Origin of the sequence: Krasilnikovia cinnamomea (assembly GCF_004217545.1) — a bacterium.
In the GTDB taxonomy this organism is placed as follows: domain Bacteria; phylum Actinomycetota; class Actinomycetes; order Mycobacteriales; family Micromonosporaceae; genus Actinoplanes; species Actinoplanes cinnamomeus.
Genome location: NZ_SHKY01000001.1, coordinates 1,817,107 through 1,838,674, shown reverse-complemented (window position 1 = coordinate 1,838,674; position 21,568 = coordinate 1,817,107). Strand labels below are relative to the sequence as shown.

Below are 21,568 nucleotides of genomic sequence, written 5' to 3'. Positions count from 1 at the left end.
GCCGCCCACGTTCTAGGCTGTGGTCGAGACGTCGAACCCACAGTGTCGTGGGTGAGGGGAGCGCCAGACCATGGCTGTCGCCGACGAGGCAGCGACCGAATCCGATCCCGAGCTCGACTTCGCGGCGGGCCCCGGCTTAGCCCTGACGGGCCGACTGGGCTCCTCCGGCGAGGACGCCGTACTGGACGAGCCCCTGCCGAACGGCGAGAGACTCGTCGCCCAGGCGGTCGCCCTGGCGGGCGACGACCATGTGACGGCCGCGCTGGTCGACCGCTTCTGGCGCTTCGCGCCGGACGAGGAGCTGGTCGGGTACACCCCCAAGGAGATGTACGCCGCCGCGCTCGCGCACCGCGACCTCGCCACCGACCGCCTGCCGGGCGAGCTGAAGCTCGCGATCCACGCTCCGGACAACACCCAGTGTCACACGGTGCTGCAGATTGTCACGGACGACATGCCGTTCCTGGTCGATTCCGTGATCGCCCTGCTCAACGCCCATCAGCTCCAGGTGCACCTGCTGGTGCACCCGCTGATCGTGGTGCGCCGCCAGCCGCTGGGCGCGCTGGCTCAGGTGGAGGCGGACGTCGAGCCGGACGACGCGATCGACGGCGACCTGGTGGAGAGCTGGATCCGGATCGAGCTGGACCCGGTCCGCGACGCGGCCGCCCGGGCGCAGCTGCACAACGAGGTCCGCCGGATCCTGACCGACGTGCGCGACGCCGTGGACGACTGGGCCCGGATGCGCCAGCGGGCCCTGGTGATCTCCGACGAGCTGGCCTCCGCCCGGGGTTCGGACACCAAGCTGCCCGTGCCGGACAAGGACGTCACGGACGCGATCGAGCTGCTCAAGTGGCTGGCCCACGATCACTTCACGTTCCTGGGCTACCGCGAGTACCGGCTGGACGGGGACCTGCTGGTGGCGGTGCCGGGCAGCGGGCTGGGCATCCTGCGCGGCGACCAGAACACCCCGCGCAAGCTGTCCTCGATGACCCCGGAGGCGTACCAGCGGGCGCTGGAGAAGCGCCTGTTGATCATTACGAAGGCGAACTCCCGGGCGACCGTGCACCGCTCCGCGTACCTGGACTATGTCGGGATCAAGGTCTTCGACGCGGACGGTCAGGTGGTCGGCGAGCGCCGGTTCCTGGGGCTGTTCTCCTCCTCGGCGTACCGGACCAGCGTGCGGGAACTGCCGGTGGTGCGGCGCAAGGTGATGGAGGTGCTGGACCGCTCCGGCCTGTCGCCGCGCGGGCACTCCGGCAAGGACCTCATGCAGATCCTGGAGACGTACCCGCGCGACGAGCTGTTCCAGATCAAGACCGATGATCTGTACGAGGCGGTCATCGGCGTGCTGCGCATGGCGGGGCGCCGCCAGCTGCGGTTGTTCCTGCGCCGCGACGGGTACGGCCGGTTCATCTCCTGCCTGATCTACCTGCCCCGGGACCGGTTCACCACGCACAACCGGCTGCGCATGCAGGAGATCCTGCTGCGCGAGCTGAACGGCATCGGGGTCGACTACACGACCCGGGTGACCGAGCGGATGCTGGCCCGGATCCACTTCATCGTGCGGACCGACCCGGCCGACCCGCCGGGCAAGGTCGACCCGAACGCGCTGGCCGAGATCCTCGCCGACGCGACCCGGATGTGGGACGACGACTTCTCCCTGGTGCTGGACCGCAAGCTGGGCGAGGAGCCGTCCCGGGAGCTGTTCGCCCGCTACGCCCCCGCCTTCCCGGACGGCTACAAGGACGACCACACCCCGTACGAGGCGGTGCAGGACATCGCCAAGCTGGAGCTGCTGGAGGAGCGCGGCCAGCTGGAGATGCACCTGTACCGCAAGCCGCACGTGCACGCCGCCGCCACGGCCGCCGAGAACGACGTCCGGTTCAAGGTCTACCGGTACGGCGAGCCGATGATGCTCTCCGCCGTGCTGCCGGTGCTGCACTCGCTGGGTGTCCGGGTGGTCGACGAGCGCCCGTACGAGGTGCGCCGCGGCGACGGCACCATCTACATCTACGACTTCGGCCTGCGCCCGCCCCAGGGGCACCGGGAGCTGAACGAGGTCCGCCCGCAGGTGGAGAACGCGTTCGCGGCGGCGTGGCGCGGCGAGGTGGAGGTCGACGGCTTCAACGAGCTGGTGCTGCGGGCGGGGCTGACCTGGCGCCAGGTCGTCGTGCTCCGGGCGTACGCCAAGTACCAGCGGCAGGCGGGCGGGCACTTCTCGCAGCGCTACGTCGAGTCGACGTTCATCGCGTACCCGGAGATCGCCCGGGGGCTGGTGGAGCTGTTCGAGACGCGGTTCTCGCCACGGCTGGAGATCGGCGAGCAGGAGCGGGCCCGCCGGGCCGGTGAGCTGGTCGAGCGGATCACGGAGCTGCTGGACGGGGTGGACAGCCTCGACCAGGACCGGATCCTGCGCTCGTACCTGACGTTGATCTCGGCGACGCTGCGGACCAGCTTCTTCCAGCGCTCGGTGGGTGGACGCCCGAAGTCGTACGTGGCGTTCAAGCTGGACCCGCAGGCCATCCCGGAGCTGCCCGCGCCCCGCCCGAAGTACGAGATCTTCGTGTACTCCCCGCGCTTCGAGGGGGTGCACCTGCGCTTCGGGGCGGTGGCCCGGGGCGGGCTGCGCTGGTCGGACCGGCGCGAGGACTTCCGCACCGAGATCCTGGGCCTGGTCAAGGCGCAGATGGTGAAGAACGCCGTGATCGTGCCGGTGGGCGCGAAGGGCGGCTTCGTGCTGAAGCTCAAGCCTGGGGACCGGGACGAGGCCGTGGCCTGCTACCGGATGTTCATCACGGCGCTGCTGGACGTCACGGACAACATCCTCAGCGGCAAGATCGTCCCGCCGCGCGACGTGGTGCGCCACGACGCGGACGACCCGTACCTGGTGGTGGCAGCCGACAAAGGCACCGCGACGTTCTCCGACATCGCCAACGAGATCTCGGTGGCCAAGGACTTCTGGCTCGGCGACGCGTTCGCCTCCGGCGGTTCGGCGGGCTACGACCACAAGAAGATGGGCATCACCGCGCGCGGTGCGTGGGAGTCGGTGAAGCGGCACTTCCGGGACATGGGCGTCGACTGCCAGTCGCAGGACTTCACCGTGGTCGGGGTCGGCGACATGTCCGGCGACGTGTTCGGCAACGGGATGCTGCTGTCGGAGCACATCCGGCTGGTGGCCGCGTTCGACCACCGGCACATCTTCCTGGACCCGGACCCGAGCGCCGCGACCTCGTACGCGGAACGCCGCCGCCTGTTCGACCTGCCCCGCTCGTCGTGGGCGGACTACGACACGTCGCTGATCAGCGAGGGCGGCGGGGTGTTCCCGCGCAGCGCCAAGTCGATCCCGGTGTCCCCGCAGGTGCGGGCGGCGCTGGGGCTGGCGGACTCGGTCACGGCGATGAGCCCGGTCGAGCTGATGCGGGCCATCCTGGGCGCCCCGGTGGACCTGTTGTGGAACGGCGGCATCGGCACGTACGTGAAGGCGTCGACGGAGTCGCACGCGGACGTCGGTGACAAGGCCAACGACGCGATTCGGCTCAACGGCAAGGACCTGCGGGTCAAGGTGGTCGGCGAGGGCGGCAACCTGGGCCTGACCCAGCGCGGCCGGATCGAGTTCGCCCGGTCCGGCGGTGCCACCGACGAGGCCGAGCACCGCAGCGGCGGGCGCATCTTCACCGACTTCATCGACAACTCGGCCGGGGTGGACTGCTCGGACCACGAGGTCAACATCAAGATCCTGCTCGGCGGCGCGGTCACCGACGGCGAACTGTCCATCCAGGAGCGCGACGAGCTGCTGGCGGCGATGACCGACGAGGTCGCGGCGCTGGTGCTGCGGACCAACTACGAGCAGGCCACCGCGCTGGGCAACGCCGGCTCGCAGGCCCACTCGCTGCTGCCGGTGCACCGGCGGATGCTCAAGGAGCTGGAGCAGTCGGGGCAGCTCGACCGGGAGCTGGAGGCCCTGCCGACGGACAAGGCGCTGGCCGCCCGGTACGAGTCCGGCGAGGGACTGAGCGCGCCGGAGTTCGCGGTGCTGCTGGCGTACGTGAAGATGACGCTGGAGCGCGAGGTCCTCGCGGACGTCATCGTCGACGAGGCCTGGACCACCGACGTGCTGACCCGGTATTTCCCGACCCCGCTGCGTGAGCGGTGTTCCGGCCGGATGGCCGGGCATCGGCTGCGCCGCGAGATCATCACGACCTCGCTGGTCAACGAGGTGGTCAACCGGGGCGGGACGTCGTTCGTCTTCCGGGCGATGGAGGAGAGCGGCGCGTCGGCGGCGGACGTCATCCGGGCGTACGTGGTGGTCCGTGACGTCTTCGGCCTGCGGGAGGTGTGGCAGGCGGCCGAGCGGCTGGACAACAAGGCGCCGACCGGGGCGCAGATCCGGGTGTTCCTGGAGACCCGGCGGCTGCTGGACCGGGCGGTGCGCTGGCTGGTCAGCACCCGGCGCTCGCCGATCGACGTGGCGGGCGAGACCGCCCGGCTGGGCCCCGGCGTGAGCGAGCTGCTGCCGCAGATGTTCAACCTGGTGGTGGGCGCGGAGCGGCAGGCCATGGCCGAGCACGTGGACGAGATCGTCGCCGCCGGGGTGCCGCAGTCGCTGGCCGAGGCGACCACCCGGGTCGCGTACGCGTTCGGCCTGCTGGACGTGCTGGAGACCGCGGCGCAGACGGGGCGGCCGGCGGCGGAGGTGGCCTCGGTCTACTTCGAGATGTCCGAGCGGTTCCAGATCGACGTGCTGCTGTCGCGCATCTCCGAGCTGCCGCGCAACGACCGGTGGCAGACGCTGGCCCGGATGGCGCTGCGCTACGACCTGTACGCGGCACTGGCGGCGCTCACGGCGGAGGTGTTGCAGTCGACCGAGTCGGAGCTGCCCCCGGCGGACCGCATCTCGGAGTGGGCGCAGGTCAACGCGGCGTCGATCGCCCGGGCGGGCAATGCCATCGGCAACGTGGACGACACCCCCGGGGATCTGGCGGCGCTGTCCGTGCTGCTGCGCCAGATCCGCACCCTGGTGCGTACCTCGGCGGCCGCCGGCTGACCGGCCCGACCGTACGACCCGACGCCCCGCCGCTGCCCTGCGGCGGGGCGTCGCGTCTTCGGGCGGTCGAGGCCCGCGCGGGGAGCTGGCCGGTGCGGGGTACCCCCGAGGGGTATAGAGTGGGGGTGTGACGCGGCAGATCGAGCTTGAGATCGGCGGGATGACCTGCGCGGCCTGCGCCAACCGGATCGAGAAGAAGCTCAACCGGCTCGACGGCGTGACCGCCACGGTCAACTACGCCACGGAGAAGGCGCGGGCCACGGTGTCGCCCGAGATCACCGCCGCGGACCTCATCGCGGTGGTGGAGAAGACCGGGTACACCGCCGCGCTGCCCGCCGCGCCGCAGGAGTCGCCCGCCCCGGCCGCGGACCCGCTGCGTACCCGGCTGATCATCTCCGCGGTGCTGACCGTGCCGGTCGTCGTGCTGGCCATGGTCCCGGCCTGGCAGTTCACCTACTGGCAGTGGCTGTCGCTCACGCTGGCCGCCCCGGTCGTCGGGTACGGCGGGTGGCCGTTCCACCGGTCCGCGTTCGTGAACCTGCGGCACGGCACCGCCAGCATGGACACCCTGGTCAGCCTGGGCACCCTGGCGGCGTTCGGCTGGTCGGTGTGGGCGCTGTTCCTCGGCGACGCGGGGATGCCCGGCATGACGCACCCGTTCGAGCTGCGCGCGGGTGGCGGCGAGGACGCCATCTACCTGGAGGCGGCGGCCGGGGTCACCACGTTCCTGCTGGCCGGGCGCTATCTGGAGGCGCGGGCCAAGCGGCGGGCCGGTGACGCCCTGCGGGCGCTGTTGGAGATGGGCGCGAAGCGGGTCACGGTGCTGCGCGACGGCGCCGAACGCGAGATCCCGGCCGAACAGCTGGCGGTCGGCGACGAGTTTCTGGTCCGGCCGGGGGAGAAGATCGCCACCGACGGCGTGGTGGTCGATGGGGCGTCCGCGCTGGACCTGAGCATGCTCACGGGTGAGTCCGTCCCGGTCGAGGTCCGGGCCGGGGATCCGGTCACCGGCGCCACGGTGAACGCGGGCGGCCGGCTCGTCGTCCGGGCCACCCGGGTCGGTGCGGACACCCAGCTCGCGCAGATGGCCCGCCTCGTCGAGCAGGCGCAGGACGGCAAGGCGGCGGTGCAACGGTTGGCCGACCGGATCTCCGGGGTGTTCGTGCCGGTGGTGATCGCGCTGTCGGTGGCCACGCTCGGGTTCTGGCTGGGCGCGGGGGCGCAGACCACGGCGGCGTTCACCGCGGCGGTGGCCGTACTGATCATCGCCTGCCCGTGCGCGCTCGGCCTGGCCACCCCCACGGCGTTGCTGGTGGGCACGGGCCGGGGTGCCCAGCTGGGCATCCTGGTGCGCGGGGTGGAGGCGCTGGAGTCGGCGCGGCGCATCGACACGATCGTGCTGGACAAGACCGGCACCGTGACGACGGGCCGGATGGAGGTCGTGGACGTGGTGCCCGTGCCCGGCGGCGACCGCGCGGAACTGCTGCGGCTGGCCGGGGCGGTGGAGGCGGCGTCGGAGCATCCGCTGGGCCGGGCGATCGCGCGCGCGGCGGTCGCCGCAGGCGGGCCGTTGCCCGCGATCACGGACTTCCAGGCCTCGGCCGGGGTCGGCGTGCGCGGCCGGGTCGGCGGCGTGGACGTGCGGGTCGGCCGCGAGGACGACGTCGACGCGGCCGGGCGGGCCGACGGCGCGACGGGGCCGGCGGGCCTCGACGTCACGGCTGAGGGAGCACGGACCTGGGTTACGGTCCGCGCGGACGGTGCGGTGCTCGGGCGGCTGGGCCTCGCCGATCGGGTACGCCCGAGCAGCGCGGCCGCCGTCGCGCGGCTGCGCGGGCTGGGCCTGACCCCGATCCTGCTTACGGGCGACGCGCCGGCGGTGGCGCAGGCGGTGGCCGCCGAGGTCGGCATCGACGAGGTGGTGGCCGGGGTGCTGCCCGCGGGCAAGCTCGACGCGGTACGGCGCCTGCAGCGCGACGGCCGGACCGTGGCGATGGTCGGCGACGGGGTGAACGACGCGGCCGCCCTGGCCGGATCCGATCTGGGGATCGCCATGGGCGCCGGTACGGACGTGGCGATCGAGGCGTCGGATCTGACCCTGATGCGCGATGACCTGTTCGCCGCCGTGGACGCCGTGCGCTTGTCGCGGCGAACCCTCGGGGTGATCCACGGCAATCTGTTCTGGGCGTTCGCGTACAACGTGGCGGCGCTGCCGTTGGCGGCGGCCGGACTGCTCAATCCGATGATCGCGGGTGCGGCGATGGCGCTGAGCTCGGTCTTCGTCGTGCTGAACAGCCTGCGGCTGCGCCGCTTCCGGCCGGACCAGCCCGCGTAGACAAGGCAGGGTGAGCCGGGCGCTTACGGCGGCTGCTCCCGAAGCCGCCGGGCCGCGCCCGGCTCACTGTCTGTGCCGCGGGGAGTCAGGATGGTCCCGTATCCCAGCTTCCCGCGGCGTCCCCAGATCCACCTACCAGATGTAACGCTAGGTGGTGATTGCCCTTAATCGGAAGCGCTCCGTACGGGATCTGGCCGTTCGGTTGGCCGGCTCCGGGCGACAGATGCGGATTTCCCGCAGATAAGATCCTCAAACCTCGCAGGCCAACGCCAGAAGATGCGTGCTCCGATTACCTTGCGTAACTGCAGGTAGTTGCGAAAAGTGATCAAGTGTCATTACGCAGTGTGGCGATGAGGCTGGTGACCTGGCGCAGCGCGGGCCGCAGGACCCGCAGCCGGGACAGTGCCACCAGCCGGTCGACCAGGGGAACGACGCCGTCGATCAGCCGCCGCGTCCGGCGCTGATCCGGCGAGGAGTCGTAGACCCAGAACAGCACGACCCCCATCCACCCCAGCCAGAGCAACTCGGGCAGTTCCTTGCGCAGCTCCGGGTCCAGCTTGGCCGACGAGCCCTCCACCACGTCGCGGAAGATCCCGATGGCCGCCTCGCGGGCCGGTGACGACTCCGCCGAGAACGGGCTCAGCGGGGACGACGGCTCGGCGGCGGTCTTGAAGAACGTCGCCGCGAACGCGTGGTACGGCGCGTTCACGTCGATCCCCGCATGCAGCGCCGCACGCAGCCGGGCGGCGAAGTCCCGCTCGGCGGCCAGGACCGGCGCCACGGCAGCCCGGTGCGCGGCCTGGTTCTGGTCGTAGAACCCCTGGATCAGGTGTTCCTTGGAATCGAAGTAGTAGTACGCGTTGCCGACCGCGACCCCGGCCTCCTTCGCGATCGCGCGCATCGTGGTCTCGGCGTAGCCCCGCTCGCGGAAGAGTCGCAACGCGGTCTGCAGGATCAGCTCGCGGGTCTGCTCGCCCCGGGCCCGGCGCGGTTTTCCCTCACCGGCCTGAACCGGGGGCGGGTCAGAGGCAGCGGTCGTCACGGAGGTCACCGTAGTCTGCCGCGCGCGTCCGATCCCGGACGGCGGACGCGGCGGCGATGAAGCGCCGGGCCGTGGGCAGCAGGCGGGGCGAGCTGAGCCGCTCGGCCGTCGCCCGGTGGTCGGCCAGCGCCCAGAGGCAGGCCAGCCAGGCGCCGTCGGACACGTACACGTCCCCGGTGTCCGCGATCACGGTCAGATCCCGCAGCGTGGCGGCGTGGTCGAGGCCCGGGAAGCGCCGCCGGGCCTCGGCGGACCCGGCAGCGACGAACTCCAGGGGTACGAGCTGGGCGCGGCTCGCCAGCCACCGCCGCGCGGTCCGGCACACCGGGCACGCGGCGTCGAACAGGACGGTGAACCCGCTGACCCGGCCGGCCCCGTGTCCGGCCGGATCGGCGGTGCCGGGCCCGGTCACGCCAGGCCCGGCTGCGGTGCGGCCGGTGGGTGCTGCGGGTGCTGGGGGTGGATCGGCAGGCGCCCGGCGGGTGGCAGCGGCGGCTGGCCCTGCTGGCGGCGCAGCCGGCCCCGGCGGTAGCGGCCGAGGAAGAAGACGTTGCAGAAGTGCAGGACGCCGAGGACCAGCAGGACCAGGCCGATCTTCGTGGAGAGCACCTCCAGCGCCCGTCCGGCGTCGGGCACGGTCGCGCTGGACCGCATGGCCACCGTGACGTAGCCGAGGTTGAGCAGGTAGAAGCCCATCACGAGCAGATGGTTGACCGCTCGGGCCAGCCGGTCGTCGTCGAACACGTCCTCCAGGAAGACCAGCCCGTTGCGCGACAGGGTGGTGGCCACCCACACCGTCAACCCGACGCTGACGACCAGGTAGGCGAGATACATCCAGACCTTGTGATCCACGGTGTTGCCTTTCTCGAACGTGTTCAACTATCGCCGGGCTCAGCCTAAGCCCCTTCTTGAACGCGTTCAAGAGATGTGCTGGTGATCACCGCACCGGCTTCGAACCCCTTTTCGGGTCCTGATGCGGACAGCCGGACGACAGTCCTCGTTACGGGATTGGTCGGCCGGTGACCTGGGTAGGCTTCCGGAGGCTGCGTCGCCACCGCCCTGCGGGCGGCCGAGGCAGCTCCTGGGGGGGTGTGTGATGGAAGTCAGCTGCAATGCCGTGCCGGACGATCCGCACGCGGTCCTCGCGGCTGCGCTCGACGCGTACGTGGCGATCGACGCGTCCGGGCGGGTGGTCAGCTGGAATCCCGCCGCCGAGCGGACGTTCGGCTTCTCGTACGCCGACGCCTGCGGGCGGACCGTGGAGGAACTGATCATCCCGGCTCGGTACCGCGCGGCGCACCGCGCGGGGCTGGCCCGGCTCGCGGCGAACGAACCCGGCCGCGTGCTGGGGCAGCGGCTCCAGCTGTTCGCGCTGCACCGCGACGGGCACGAGTTTCCGGTCGAGCTGACGCTGACGGCCACCGACGAGCGGGACGGCCGGATGTTTCACGCCTTCGCGCACGACGTGACGGCCGCCCAGCGGGCCAGCCAGTTCCTCGCGGTCGAGTCGGCGGTGGCGCGCGGCCTGGCCGAGGCCGACTCCAGCGCGACCGCGGCCGCCCGGGTCGTCGAGGCGCTCGGCGTACGGATGGAATGGCCGGTTGTCGAGCTGTGGCTGGTCGACGAGCGTCGGCAGCTGCTGTGCTGCGAGGCCCGCTATGTCGAGCGCGGCCGCAACATCGGCCACTTCGCCGTCGACGAGATGGAACCCGGCATGGGGCTGCCGGGGCGGGTGTTCCTGCACAACCGCGCGCACTGGATCCCCGATCTCGCGCAGGACAGCAGATCGGTACGCAGCCGTGCCGCCGCCCGCGCCGGGCTGCACCTGGCCACCGGGGTGCCGATCTGCGCCGCCGAGCAGTCCCTCGGGGCGTTGTGCGTCTACGGCGACCATGTCGAGGAGACCGACGAGGGAGTCATGGCGCTGCTCTCCGGGGTGGCCGCCCAGCTCGGCCAGTACCTCGACCGGCGCCGCGCCGAGGAACTGGCCATCGAGCTGGCCCGCACCAAGGACGAGTTCCTCACCCTGGTCACGCACGAGCTGCGCAACCCGCTGTCGGTGATCATGGCAACGGCGTCGCTGGCCGAGGAGGAACTCGACACCCTGTCGCTGGAGGACCAGCGGGGCTATCTGCGCACCATCTCCCGGAGCGCGCAACGGCTGTCCGTGCTGGCCGAAGACCTGCTCGACCTCGGTCGCCTGGAGTCCGGCCACCTGGGGATGCGTCCGGAGCCCACCGACCTGAGCGCGATCGTCGGCGCCGCGGTGCAGGCCCACGCCGGTCTCGCCGAGGCCAAGGCGCTGACCGTCAACGTGCTGGTGCCGCCCGAGGTGCCGCTGTACGCCGATCCGCACCGGCTGCGCCAGGTCGCCGACAACCTGCTCTCCAACGCGATCAAGTACACCCCGTCCGGTGGGACGGTGACGGTGTCCGTCAACACCGGTCCGACCGACCAAGTCACCTGGACGGTCGCCGACACCGGCATCGGGATCCCGCTGGCGGACCGCCCCCGGATGTTCCGCCGCTTCTACCGCGCCTCGACCGCCGTGGACAAGCGCATCCCGGGCACCGGCCTGGGTCTGGTCATCACCCGCGCCATCATCGAGCGCCACCACGGCACCATCGACCTGGCCGACGGGCACACCCCGGGCACCAAGTTCGTGATCCAGCTACCCACCAAGCCGCCACCGTCGCCCGAGTAGGGCCGCACCACCCGACAGCGTGAGTTCGCGCCGTCGGCCGGACCTCGGACCCCGGTCACGGCAATGCTGCGGCGAGGACGGTGATCAGATGGCAGTGGTTGTGACGGCGGAAGACGACGAGGACATCCGGTTCGTGATCCAGCGGGTCCTGCGCGGTGCGGGGCACACGGTGATCGACACCGCCGACGGCGTCGCGGCGCTGGCGGCCGTGCGGGAGCACCATCCGCAGGCCGTGGTGACGGACTTTCGCATGCCGAACATGGACGGCCAGCAGTTGTGCCAGGCGATCCGCGACGACCCGCAACTGCGGCACATCCCGGTGGTGGTCGTCAGCGGCTCGATCGACGCGTACGACGAACACGCCCTGGCGTGTTTCGACGCGGTGGTGGGCAAGCCGTTCCTGCCCGATGCGCTGCTCACCGAGGTGACCGACGTGCTCACCCGGACGGCGGTCGACCCCTAGCGGGCGGCCAGGCCCAGAACCTCCGCGGCCGCCCGCCCGTTCGCGTGGCTGGCGCCGTACGTGGTGACGAACGCGCGGACGCCCACCGGGCGCCAGGCCGAGGGCCAGCCCATCTCCACCACCGCGACCGGGCGGGCGGCGGCCAGCCGCTCGATCAGCGCGCGGGTGGCCGTGGCCCGGTGGGTATGCCGTCCGACCACGACGATCGGCCGGGCACCGGCCCGGCCGAGCAGCGCCTCGGCGGACGCCTCGGCGGCCACCACGGACACCTGCTCCGTGCCGTCGAGGTGCGGCAGCAGGCCCCACGGGACCCGGCCCTCCGCGATGGAGTGGCCGGATTCCAGGTGCACGACGAGCGGGCCGGCCAGGCCGGTGAGCGAGCCCTCGACGCGGACCGCGCGGCGCGCCGCGGCGTACCCGAGTGTGGTGTCGAGCGGTGCCGCTCCGTTCCCGGACTTGGCCCAGGCGGCCAGGGTGGCGGTGCGCTCGGCGGCCTCCTCCAGCCGGCCCGCCGCCAGGCGGCCGTCGCGCACGCCGGCCGCGATCTCGGCGACCACCGCCTCGACCAGGGCGTGATCCACGTCGGCGCCGACGCAGAGCAGGTCCGCACCGGCGGCGAGGGCACGCACCGCGGCCTGGCCGATGCCACCGGCGGACTCGGCGGCGCCGCGCATCTCCAGCGCGTCCGTGACCACCGCGCCGCGGAAGCCGTACTCGTGGCGCAGCAGGCCGGTCACGGCCGCCGGGCTGAAGGTGGCCGGACCGTCGCCGGTCAGTTCCGGCACCCGGATGTGCGCGGTCATCACCGCCTGGACGCCGGCCGCGACGACCGCCGCGAACGGCGGCAGGTCCCGCTCGCGCAGCACGGCCAGCGGCACGTCGACCGTGGGCAGCTCCAGGTGGGAGTCGGCGACCGTGGCGCCGTGCCCGGGGAAGTGCTTGGCGCAGGCGGCAACGCCGACCTCCTGCAGGCCCGCGACGGCGGCGGCCGCGTGCCGGGCCACCCGGGCCGGATCGGCGCCGAAGGACCGGGTGCCGATGATCGGGTTGTCGTCCGCGGTGTTCACGTCGACCGTGGGGGCCAGGTTCAGGTTCACCCCGGTGGCGGCCAGGTCCGTGCCGATGGCGGCGTACACCGATCGGGTGAGATCCACGTCGTCGACCGCGCCCAGGGCGGCGTTGCCCGGGTACGGGCTGCCCGTCCGGTGTGCCAGCCGGGTGACGTCGCCGCCCTCCTCGTCGATGGCGATGAGGACGTCCGGCCGTGCCCGGCGCAGCTCGGCGGTGAGCCCGGCGACCTGGTCGCGGTCGGCGACGTTCGTGCCGAACAGGGTGTGACCGGCGAGCCCCTCGTCGAGCAGGGCCACGGCCCAGTCCGGTGCGGAGGTGCCGGGGAACGCCGCCAGCAGGGTCCGCAGGCCGAGGCGGCGCAGTCCGGGATCGGTCGCCATGGGTGTCCTTTCCGTTCGCGGGTCCGGCCGTTCGCACCCTGGTCCTCGCGGGCCGTGAACTGTCATGATCGTCGGGTGTCGATAGGCCACGTACCGCAGTCGGGTAGCGTGCCGACCGTTACGCTGCGGCTACCTGATGTGCGCCGCCACTGTAATAGGAAACAATCCTAAATACTAGGGGACAGAGGAGCTATGGCCGCCACCCGCCTCCCGGGCACCCCCCGGCTGTTGCGCGCGCTCAACGACCGCGCGGCCCTCGAACTGCTGCTCACCCGTGGCCCGCTGACCAGGGCGCAGCTCGGCGCCATGACCGGCCTCAGCAAGGTAACCGCCTCGCAGCTGGTCGAGCGGCTGGAGGAGCGCGGCCTGGTGCGCCGCGTCGGGGAGCAGGCCGGCGGGCGCGGGCCCAACGCCCAGCTCTACGCCGTGACCCCCGGCAGCGCGCACGTCATCGGCGTCGACGTCGGCCCCGACCGGGTGCTCGCCGCCTGCGCCGACATCACCGGGGCCATCATCGGCCGGGTCGAGCTGTCGACCAGGGACACCGACGACCCGGTCGGGGTCGTGCACAGCGCGGTCGTGCAGGCCGCGGCGCGGGCGGGCGCCGACATGAGTTCCGTACGCCGCGTCGTGCTCGGCACCCCCGGCCTGGTGGAACCGACGACCGGCGAGATCTCCTTCGCCTGGGACCTGCCCCGCTGGCACCGCGGCCTCCTCGACGAGCTGCGCAAGGACCTCAGCACGCCGGTGGTCTTCGGCAACGACGTGAACCTCGCCGCGATCGCCGAGGCGCACACCGGCGCGGCCGTCGGGGTCGACGACTTCGTGCTGTTCTGGGTCGGCCGCGGCGTCGGCCTGGCCAGCGTCATCAACGGGCGGCTGCACCACGGCGCCTCCGGCGCGGCCGGCGAGATCGGCTACCTGCCGGTGGCCGGGGCCGAGATCCCGCGCAACGCGTCCCGGCACGGCGTCAAGGGCGCGTACCAGACGATCGCCGGGGCCGACGCGGTCAAGGCCATCGGCCGGGAACACGGCTTCAAGGGCGCCGCCGCGGCCGACGTGGTGCGGGCCGCGGTCGCCGCGGGCGAGCCCGGTGAGCCCGTTCTCGACGAACTGGCCCGGCGCTTCGCCCTCGGCGTCGCCGCCACCTGCGCCGTGCTCGACCCGCCGCTGATCGTCCTCGGCGGCGAGGTCAACCAGGCCGGCGGCGCCGCCCTCGCCGAACGGGTCGAACGTGAGGTCGCCACGATCAGCCTGGTCTCGCCGCGCGTCGTACTCAGCGAGGTGGCCGCCGAGCCCGTGCTGACCGGGGCGCTGCGCACCGCGCTCGACGCCGTACGCGACGAGGTGTTCGGCTCCACCACGGGATGAGCGCGGCACGCCGTCCGGGGCCCGGACCGGTGCGTGGTTGGATGGAGCCGTGCTCGACGCTGCCGCACCCACGCCCCCCGACGCCGACACCGTCCTGAAGTTCGACCGCGTGAGCGTGATCCGCGGCGGCAACTTCCTCGTCCGAGGCCTGTCCTGGCAGGTCGAGTTGGACGAACGCTGGGTGGTGCTCGGCCCCAACGGCGCGGGCAAGACCACCCTGCTCAACCTCGCCTCGGCCCGGATGCACCCGTCGCGCGGCACGGCCTGGGTGCTGGGGGAGCGGCTGGGCCGCACGGACGTCAACGAGCTGCGTACCCGGGTCGGCCTGACCACCGGCGCGTTCGCCGACCGGCTGCCGCCCACCGAGCGGGTGCTCGACGTGGTGGTCACCGCGGCATGGTCCGTGGTGGGCCGGTGGCGCGAGCAGTACGACCCCCAGGACGAGGCCCGCGCCCGCGCCCTGCTCGACCAGCTCGGCATGGGCCCCCTCGCGGAACGCGAGTTCGGCACCCTGTCCGAGGGCGAACGCAAGCGCACCCAGATCGCCCGGGCCCTGATGACCGACCCGGAGCTGATGCTGCTAGACGAGCCGTCGGCCGGGCTGGACCTGGGCGGCCGGGAGGACCTCGTCGCCCGCCTCACCGACCTCGCCCTCGACCCGGACGCTCCCGCCATGGTGCTGGTCACCCACCACGTCGAGGAGATCCCGCCCGGCTTCACCCACGCCATGCTGCTGCGGGAGGGCACGGTGGTGGCCGCCGGTCTGCTCGGCGAGACCCTGACCGCGGAGAACCTGTCCAAGACCTTCGGCCTGCCGCTGGTGGTGCAGCGCACCGGCGACCGGTACACCGCGCGTGGCGCGTGAGCGAGAGCACCGAGCGCACGCACATGCCGGCACCGCCTGAGCCCGGGATCGTCGTCGCCGGCAGCGCCAACATGGACCTGGTCGGCCTCGCCGAGCGGCTGCCGCTGCCGGGGGAGACCGTGCTCGGCGACGACTTCCTCATGGTCCCCGGCGGCAAGGGCGCCAACCAGGCCATCGCGGCGGCCCGCGCGGGCGGCCGGTGTACCTTCCTCGGCGCCATCGGCTCGGACGCGTTCGGGGTGACGCTGAAGGCCCGGCTGGCCGCCTCCGGAGTGGACACGGATCACGTACGGGTCAGCTACGGCCCCTCCGGGGTGGCCGTCATCATGGTGGACCGCCGGGGCGAGAACTCGATCATCGTGAGCCCGGGCGCGAACAGCACCTTCACCGACCTCACCGCGGCGGAGCGGGCGGTGATCGGCGCCGCCGACGTCCTCGTCTGCCAGCAGGAGATCCCCGCCGCGACGGTCACCGAGGCCGCCCGGGTGGCCCGCGCCGCCGGGACCCGGGTGGTGCTCAACGCGGCCCCGGCCCGGCCCCTGCCACCCGACCTGCTGGCGGCCGTGGACCTGCTCGTCGTCAACGAGAACGAGGCGCGGGCCGTCACCGGGCAGGCGGAACCCGACGTGGACGCCCTGCTGGCCCTGGCGCCCCGGGTGGTGCTCACCCTCGGCGCCGACGGCGCCCGCTACGCCGAGCGCGACGGCCGCGACGAGCGGATCGGTGCGTACCGGGTGGCGGTGGCCGACTCGACCGCGGCGGGCGACGCCTTCACCGGCGCGCTCGCGGTGGCCTGGGGCGAGGGACGCGACCTGGTCGAGGCGGTGCGGTGGGCCGCCGCGGCGGGCGCCGCCTGCGTGCGTACGGTCGGCGCCTCGGTCTCGCTGCCCACCCGCGCCGACATCGACGCGCTGTACGGCGGCGACTGAGCGGACCTCAGCCCTGGCGGGCCGTGGTGACGAAGCGGTTGACCTCGCTGCGCAGCACCTCGGCCAGCTGGGACAGCCCGGTCGTCCCGGCGTCCCGGCCGCCGTCCACGGCGGTCGCGATGCCGTCGACCAGGCCGCTCATCTCCCGGATGTTGGCCGTCACGGCCTCCAGCACGGCGATGGCGTCGGCGGCCGCCTGCTGCACCGTGCTGACCTGGGTCATGATCTCCTCGCTGGAGCTGCTGGTCTCGTTCGCCAGCGTCTTGACCTCGCCCGCCACCACGCTGAAGCCGCGACCGGCCTCCCCGGCCCGGGCCGCCTCGATCGTGGCGTTCAGCGCCAGCAGGCGGGTCTGCGACGCCACCTGGTTGATCAGGTCGACCGCGTGCCGGATCTGTTCGGACGACGTCCGCAGCGACCCCACCGTCTCCAGGCCCCGCTCGGCGTCGGCCACCGCGTCGCGGGCGAAGTCCGCCAGCCCTTTGGCCGACGCACCCATCTCCGTCGCGGCGGTCGCCACCTGCTCGGAGACCGTCAGCACGGCCGATTCCAGCTCGTCGGCCAGCGACACCCGGGACTGCCGCGCCTCGACCAGGTGCTCCGCCGAGTCGCTCATCGCGTCGGTCGACCGGGCGATCAGCTCCGCCCCGGAGCGGAACGCGCCGCCCAGGCCCCGGGTCAGGAACCGGCGGTGGAACCGCCCTTCGGCGGCGGCGGCCAGCGAGGCACCCGATTCCCGGACGTACGCGTCCGTGACGTCCAGCAGTCCGTTGATCGCCGAGCGCGCCGCCACGGCCGCCTCCGAGTCGCCCAGCGGGGGCAGCCGCGCCTCCAGGTCACCGGCCTGCGCGCGACGGCACACCTCGGCGATGAACCGCAGCGCCGTGCCGGCGTCGGCCGGGGTGACGGCCGGTGCCTCGGCCCGATGCCGGACGGCCGTTCCCTTGGCGCGATGCTTCACGGGTTGGCCTTGTTCGTGAGCTCCCACACGAACTCCTCATAGGTCTGTCCGCGCGCGACCAGCTTCTCGTCCAGCAGGGCGAGCGACGCCGCCACCGCCTGTCGCGCCCCGGCGTGCCGTTGCTCCTCCGCGCGCAGCTCCGCGTACAGCTCCGCGGCCGCGGCCACCGCGGGCGGGTCGGGGCGGCGCCGGTTGGAGTGGTAGCCGACCACCTGCCCGGTCACGTCGACGGTCGGCGTGACGTGGGCGAACACCCAGTAGTGCGCGCCGTCGACGGCCAGGTTCTTGATGTAGGCGAACATCTCCTGGCGCTGCTCCAGGGTGTCCCAGAGCAGCTTGAACACCGCGCGCGGCATGTCCGGGTGCCGGATCAGGCTGTGCGGGTAGCCGATCGCGTCGTTCTCGGTCAGCGCCGAGACCCGCAGGAACACGTCGTTGGCGTACGTGATGATGCCCCGCGGGTCGGTCTTCGTGACGATGATCTCGTCATCGCCGAAGGTGCGCTCGACGCCCGTCGGGCGTACCTGGGTGTGGGCTGTCATGGTGCCCTGATCCTCGCCCGTCCGGCCGCCGGTGCGCGGCGGTTTCGCGAACTCGGCTCAGCGCGCCGAGCGGGCCACCCGTAGCGCCCACCAGACCAGCGGCACCTGCAGGGGCAGGCGGGCGTACGCGGCGGCCCGGTACACCGGCGGGGCGTGCCGCCAGTCGAGCGCCATCTTGACGTTGGCCGGGAACACCGCGACGAACAGTCCGGCCGCCGCCAGCGCACCCCGCCGCCGGCTGCCCGGCCGGACCAGGGCCGCGGCCACCGCCAGCTCCGCCGCCCCGCTCAGGTACGTCCACGTCCGGGGGCTGCCCGGCAGGGCCTGCGGGACGATGCGGTCGAAGGGCCCCGGCCGCGCGAAGTGACCGATGCCCGAGGTGGCCAGCAGCGCGGCCAGGGCGATCACGTCCCGCTTCACCGCTTCACCGGACCGGACTCGAGGGCCCGCTGCAGCGCCCGGTAGATCTGGCCGAACCGCCGCCGGTCCGTGGTGTTCAACAGCAGCACGTCCGTGCCGCGCACCCGGCCCCAGATCTGCAGCGGCCGGCTGCCCCGGTCGTACGAGCGGTCGACCCGGTCCAGAACCACGTCCGCCGTAGGCACCGCGGCGAGCCCCAGCAGGACGCCGCCCCCGCCCAGGATGATCGTGGTGGCCGCCGGGGCCTCCAGAATCAGCGCCAGCAGGACACCGAGCGCACCGAGGAGAACCGGGACGAGGATCAGCATGCCCGCCGCGCCGCGCCCGGCGACGGTCGTCCAGGACCGGGGGCCCCGCCGGTGCCACACCAGGTCGAGATCGTCGGGCCGGTAGTCGTGACCTCCGATGCGGATGCGGGCCGACGTGACTACGACCTCCGGGTCCCGGTAGTACGTGATCAATCCCGCCTCCTCCGCCGCCGCCACCCTATCGGGTACCCGTCGTAGGCTGACGTGAATCGACACTGGAGGAGGCGGCAGCGTGGGCGACTTCGTACGGCTCGAGACCACCGAGGGCATCGGCACCATCAGGCTCGAACGGCCCCCGATGAACGCGTTGAACACGCAGGTCCAGGAGGAGCTGCGGGCGGCGGCGCAGGCGGCCGAGCAGGACCCGGACGTGCGCGCGGTCATCGTGTACGGCGGGGAGAAGGTGTTCGCGGCCGGCGCGGACATTACGGAGTTCACCACCACCAGCTACCAGGACATGACCGTACGCGCGGCCGCGCTGTCCTCGGCGTTCGACGCGGTCGCGCGGATCCCCAAGCCGGTCGTCGCCGCGATCACCGGGTACGCCCTGGGCGGCGGCTGCGAGCTGGCCCTGGCCTGCGACTGGCGGGTGGTCGCCGACGACGCGAAACTCGGCCAGCCGGAGATCAAGCTCGGGCTGATCCCGGGCGCCGGTGGCACCCAGCGGCTGGCCCGGCTGGTCGGCCCGGCCCGCGCCAAGGACCTGATCTTCTCGGGCCGGATGGTCGACGCCGAGGAGGCGCTGCGGATCGGGCTCGCCGACCGGGTCGCACCGGCCGCCGACGTGTACGAGACGGCGGTCGAGCTGGTCCGGCCGTACCTGAATGGTCCCGCCCTGGCGCTGCGCGCCGCGAAGCTGGCGGTCGACGGCGGCCTCAGCATGGACCTGGCCGCCGGTCTGAGCTGGGAGAGTCAGCTGTTCGCGGGCCTGTTCGCCACCGACGACCGGGTCGAGGGCACGACCGCGTTCGTGCAGAAGCGCAAGCCGAAGTTCACCGGGCGCTGAGCCCGGTCCCCGCGTCTCGGCGGTGCCCGGAGCTGGGAGATCATCCGGCGGCGGGCACCGCCTAGACTGGCGCGCATGTCCACCGACCAGGGCCGGGCCCAGCGGCACGCGCTCGGCGTCGACTTCGGCACCTCCAACACGGTCGCGGTGGCCCGCTGGCCCGACGGGCGGGCCCGGCCGATCCTCGTCGACGGCTCGCCGCTGCTGCCCTCCGCCGTCTACGCCGAGCCCGACGGGCAGCTGATCGTCGGCCGGGACGCGGTGCACAGCGCCCGCCTGGAACCGGCCCGCTTCGAACCCAACCCGAAGCGCCGCATCGACGACGGCACGGTGCTGCTCGGCGACCACGAGCTGCCGGTGGTGGACCTGATCGCGGCCGTGCTGGCCCGGGTCGCCGAGGAGTGGCACCGGGCGGTCGGCCCGGTACGCCCCGACGTGACCCTCACCTGCCCCGCGACCTGGGGCGCCGCCCGGCGCGGCCTGCTGGCCGAGGCCGCCGCCCGGGCCGGGCTGACCGGTGCCCGGCTGGTCGCCGAGCCGGTCGCGGCCGCCACCTACTTCGCCGAGGTGCTGGGGCGCGACGTGCCGATCGGCTCGGTCGTGGTGGTGCACGACTTCGGTGCGGGCACCTTCGACGCCAGCGTGGTGGCCCGTACCGCCGAGGGTTTCGAGGTCATGGCGGTGGACGGCCGCGACGACATCGGCGGGCTGGACGTGGACGCGGCGATCGTCGAGCATCTCGGCGCGTACTGCGAACAGCGCGACGCGGCCGCCTGGCAGCGGCTGGTCGAGCCCACGACGGTCGAGGAACGGCGCGCCCAGCGCCAGCTCTGGGACGACGTACGGGTGGCCAAGGAACGGCTGTCCCGGACCCAGTCCGCCGATCTCGTGGTGCCGCTGCTGGGGCTGGAGGTGCATCTCACCCGCGACGAGCTGGAGACCCTGGCCCGGCCGGTGCTGGAGCAGACCGTACGGGTCACCGCCGACCTGCTGCGTTGGGCGGACCTGCCGGCGGGCCGCCTGGCCGGGGTGTTCCTGGTGGGCGGGGCGAGCCGGATCCCGCTGGTGGCGACGCTGCTGCACCGGGCGCTGGGCGAGGCGCCGGTGGTGATCGAGCAGCCGGAGCTGGTGGTGGCCGAGGGCAGCATCCTTGCCGACGCCGCCCTGCTGGCGGCCGAGCCCGCCGCCCCGGGGCCGACCGCGGAGATCCGGCTGATGGCCGCCCGCCGCGCCGAGGCGACCCGCCGTTCGGCCGGTGTCGACGACGCGGAGACGGTGTTGTCGGGGTCGGTGTTGTCGGGGTCGGGGTTGTCGGGGTCGGGTGCGTCGGCCGGGGTCGATGACGCGGAGACCGTGTTGTCGGGGTCGCGGGCGTCGGCCGCGGTCGACGACGCCGAGACGGTGCGGTCCGGGCCGCGCGGGGCTGACCTGCCGCCACCGGCGGTGGATCCGTGGCCGCACGCGGATCCCGAGCCGTGGCTGCCCGATCCGGACGCCACGGTCGCCTGCGAGCCGACTCCGCTGCCGAAACCGACCTCCTCGGCCGGTCCGACTTCCTCGGCCGGTCCGACTTCCTCGGCCGGTCCGACTTCCTCGGCCGGTCCGACTTCCTCGGCCGGTCCGACTTCCTCGGCCGGTCCGACTTCCTCGGCCGGTCCGACTTCCTCGGCCGGTTCGGCGACGCGTCCGCTGTCGTCGGCGGCGGGCCGGGCGAGCTCCAGTGCCGCGCGGACCCGTCCGGTGTCCCCGGCGGCCCGATCCGGCACCACCCGCGCGATGCCAGCGGCGGATCCGGTGTCCCCGGCCGCCCGGCCCGTGTCCGGTTCGGCGCGGCCGGTCTCCGGTGCGGTGCCGCCCCCGCCCGTCGCGGCGCGGCCCGCGTCGAAGGAGCGCCGGAAACCGGCGCCCGTCGCGAAGCCGCGGCGTCCCCGCCGTCGCGGCCGGTTCGTACGGTTCCTGCAGTTCCTGCTCAGCGCCGCGGTACTGATCGCGGCGCCGGTGGCGGCGCTGGTGGTGGCGTACGCGATGAAGACCGATCAGTCGGTCCGCGACGCGGCCTACGAGCTGGCGCGCGACGCGTACCGCCTGTTGCGTCAGTGGAACGGTGGTTGAACCCCTTAGGTGAGTCGG

At 73.1% G+C, this 21,568-nt stretch carries 17 protein-coding genes; 9 read left to right on the top strand and 8 right to left on the bottom strand.

What is annotated here, in order from left to right; translation table 11 throughout:
- The first annotated feature begins 70 nt into the window (after positions 1 to 70).
- Positions 71 to 5,041, top strand: coding sequence for an NAD-glutamate dehydrogenase (locus EV385_RS08080; RefSeq protein WP_130508890.1), 4,971 nt, complete (start codon positions 71 to 73; stop codon positions 5,039 to 5,041).
- A gap of 160 nt (positions 5,042 to 5,201) precedes the next feature.
- Positions 5,202 to 7,376, top strand: a complete 2,175-nt coding sequence (locus EV385_RS08075; protein ID WP_130513160.1) for a heavy metal translocating P-type ATPase — start codon at positions 5,202 to 5,204, stop codon at positions 7,374 to 7,376.
- Between the two features lie 325 nt (positions 7,377 to 7,701).
- On the opposite strand, the gene EV385_RS08070 is transcribed toward EV385_RS08075, so the two are convergent.
- Genes EV385_RS08070 through EV385_RS08060 form a run of 3 tightly spaced genes read right to left on the bottom strand, consistent with a single transcriptional unit; the run spans position 7,702 to position 9,297 of the window.
- Positions 7,702 to 8,418 (bottom strand): TetR/AcrR family transcriptional regulator, encoded by a 717-nt coding sequence (locus EV385_RS08070; RefSeq protein WP_130508889.1) that lies wholly within the window; start codon positions 8,416 to 8,418, stop codon positions 7,702 to 7,704.
- On the bottom strand, positions 8,399 to 8,830 hold the full coding sequence (locus EV385_RS08065) for a thiol-disulfide oxidoreductase DCC family protein (RefSeq protein ID WP_130508888.1): 432 nt from the start codon (positions 8,828 to 8,830) through the stop codon (positions 8,399 to 8,401). The genes EV385_RS08070 and EV385_RS08065 overlap by 20 nt, the downstream gene beginning before the upstream one ends.
- Positions 8,827 to 9,297 (bottom strand): hypothetical protein, encoded by a 471-nt coding sequence (locus EV385_RS08060; RefSeq protein ID WP_242624771.1) that lies wholly within the window; start codon positions 9,295 to 9,297, stop codon positions 8,827 to 8,829. The genes EV385_RS08065 and EV385_RS08060 overlap by 4 nt, the downstream gene beginning before the upstream one ends.
- A gap of 217 nt (positions 9,298 to 9,514) precedes the next feature.
- On the opposite strand from EV385_RS08060, the gene EV385_RS08055 reads away from it, so the two are divergent.
- Together EV385_RS08055 and EV385_RS08050 are read left to right on the top strand one after the other, a co-directional pair.
- Positions 9,515 to 11,122 carry a sensor histidine kinase gene (locus EV385_RS08055; protein ID WP_165449414.1) on the top strand — a complete coding sequence of 536 codons (1,608 nt, stop codon included), beginning with the start codon at positions 9,515 to 9,517 and terminating at the stop codon, positions 11,120 to 11,122.
- A gap of 88 nt (positions 11,123 to 11,210) precedes the next feature.
- Positions 11,211 to 11,585, top strand: a complete 375-nt coding sequence (locus EV385_RS08050) for a response regulator (RefSeq protein ID WP_130508886.1) — start codon at positions 11,211 to 11,213, stop codon at positions 11,583 to 11,585.
- Here the strand turns inward: EV385_RS08050 and EV385_RS08045 are convergent.
- The gene (locus EV385_RS08045; RefSeq protein ID WP_130508885.1) at positions 11,582 to 13,036 is read right to left on the bottom strand and encodes a glycoside hydrolase family 3 N-terminal domain-containing protein; all 1,455 of its coding nucleotides are present in this window, start codon (positions 13,034 to 13,036) and stop codon (positions 11,582 to 11,584) included. The genes EV385_RS08050 and EV385_RS08045 overlap by 4 nt on opposite strands.
- A 192-nt stretch (positions 13,037 to 13,228) precedes the next feature.
- Between EV385_RS08045 and EV385_RS08040 the strand changes: the two genes are divergently transcribed.
- From EV385_RS08040 to EV385_RS08030, 3 genes are read left to right on the top strand one after another with little or no spacing between them, the layout of a single operon-like run.
- The gene (locus EV385_RS08040) at positions 13,229 to 14,407 is read left to right on the top strand and encodes an ROK family transcriptional regulator (RefSeq protein ID WP_130508884.1); all 1,179 of its coding nucleotides are present in this window, start codon (positions 13,229 to 13,231) and stop codon (positions 14,405 to 14,407) included.
- Positions 14,408 to 14,456: 49 nt separating this feature from the next.
- Positions 14,457 to 15,272, top strand: coding sequence for an ABC transporter ATP-binding protein (locus tag EV385_RS08035; protein WP_242624770.1), 816 nt, complete (start codon positions 14,457 to 14,459; stop codon positions 15,270 to 15,272).
- A 23-nt stretch (positions 15,273 to 15,295) separates the two neighbouring features.
- The gene (locus EV385_RS08030) at positions 15,296 to 16,201 is read left to right on the top strand and encodes a ribokinase (RefSeq protein WP_130513158.1); all 906 of its coding nucleotides are present in this window, start codon (positions 15,296 to 15,298) and stop codon (positions 16,199 to 16,201) included.
- Between the two features lie 7 nt (positions 16,202 to 16,208).
- Here the strand turns inward: EV385_RS08030 and EV385_RS35630 are convergent, their stop codons facing one another.
- From EV385_RS35630 to EV385_RS08010, 4 genes are read right to left on the bottom strand one after another with little or no spacing between them, the layout of a single operon-like run.
- Positions 16,209 to 17,162 (bottom strand): methyl-accepting chemotaxis protein, encoded by a 954-nt coding sequence (locus EV385_RS35630; RefSeq protein WP_130508882.1) that lies wholly within the window; start codon positions 17,160 to 17,162, stop codon positions 16,209 to 16,211.
- On the bottom strand, positions 17,159 to 17,704 hold the full coding sequence (locus EV385_RS08020; protein ID WP_130508881.1) for a PAS domain-containing protein: 546 nt from the start codon (positions 17,702 to 17,704) through the stop codon (positions 17,159 to 17,161). The genes EV385_RS35630 and EV385_RS08020 overlap by 4 nt, the downstream gene beginning before the upstream one ends.
- Before the next feature lie 57 nt (positions 17,705 to 17,761).
- Positions 17,762 to 18,124: a DoxX family protein gene (locus EV385_RS08015; RefSeq protein ID WP_130508880.1), complete on the bottom strand. Its 363-nt coding sequence runs from the start codon at positions 18,122 to 18,124 to the stop codon at positions 17,762 to 17,764.
- Entirely contained in the window at positions 18,121 to 18,585 is a 465-nt protein-coding gene (locus EV385_RS08010) for a DUF6232 family protein (protein WP_130508879.1), read from the bottom strand. Before EV385_RS08010 ends, EV385_RS08015 begins: the two co-directional genes overlap by 4 nt.
- Positions 18,586 to 18,664: 79 nt before the next feature.
- Between EV385_RS08010 and EV385_RS08005 the strand changes: the two genes are divergently transcribed.
- Positions 18,665 to 19,438 carry an enoyl-CoA hydratase/isomerase family protein gene (locus tag EV385_RS08005; RefSeq protein WP_130508878.1) on the top strand — a complete coding sequence of 258 codons (774 nt, stop codon included), beginning with the start codon at positions 18,665 to 18,667 and terminating at the stop codon, positions 19,436 to 19,438.
- A 75-nt stretch (positions 19,439 to 19,513) separates the two neighbouring features.
- A complete protein-coding gene (locus tag EV385_RS08000) occupies positions 19,514 to 21,550 on the top strand; it encodes an Hsp70 family protein (protein WP_242624769.1) in 2,037 nt (678 codons plus the stop codon).
- Positions 21,551 to 21,568 lie beyond the last annotated feature (18 nt).

Bases quoted from the DNA above. Each gene is read 5' to 3' on its own strand.
- EV385_RS08080 (WP_130508890.1), top strand. From the start codon at position 71: ATGGCTGTCGCCGACGAGGCAGCGACCGAATCCGATCCCGAGCTCGAC.
- EV385_RS08055 (WP_165449414.1), top strand. From the start codon at position 9,515: ATGGAAGTCAGCTGCAATGCCGTGCCGGACGATCCGCACGCGGTCCTC.
- EV385_RS08030 (WP_130513158.1), top strand. From the start codon at position 15,296: ATGCCGGCACCGCCTGAGCCCGGGATCGTCGTCGCCGGCAGCGCCAAC.
- EV385_RS08000 (WP_242624769.1), top strand. From the start codon at position 19,514: ATGTCCACCGACCAGGGCCGGGCCCAGCGGCACGCGCTCGGCGTCGAC.
- EV385_RS08050 (WP_130508886.1), top strand. From the start codon at position 11,211: ATGGCAGTGGTTGTGACGGCGGAAGACGACGAGGACATCCGGTTCGTG.
- EV385_RS08040 (WP_130508884.1), top strand. From the start codon at position 13,229: ATGGCCGCCACCCGCCTCCCGGGCACCCCCCGGCTGTTGCGCGCGCTC.
- EV385_RS08020 (WP_130508881.1), bottom strand. From the start codon at position 17,704: ATGACAGCCCACACCCAGGTACGCCCGACGGGCGTCGAGCGCACCTTC.
- EV385_RS08075 (WP_130513160.1), top strand. From the start codon at position 5,202: ATGACCTGCGCGGCCTGCGCCAACCGGATCGAGAAGAAGCTCAACCGG.
- EV385_RS08045 (WP_130508885.1), bottom strand. From the start codon at position 13,036: ATGGCGACCGATCCCGGACTGCGCCGCCTCGGCCTGCGGACCCTGCTG.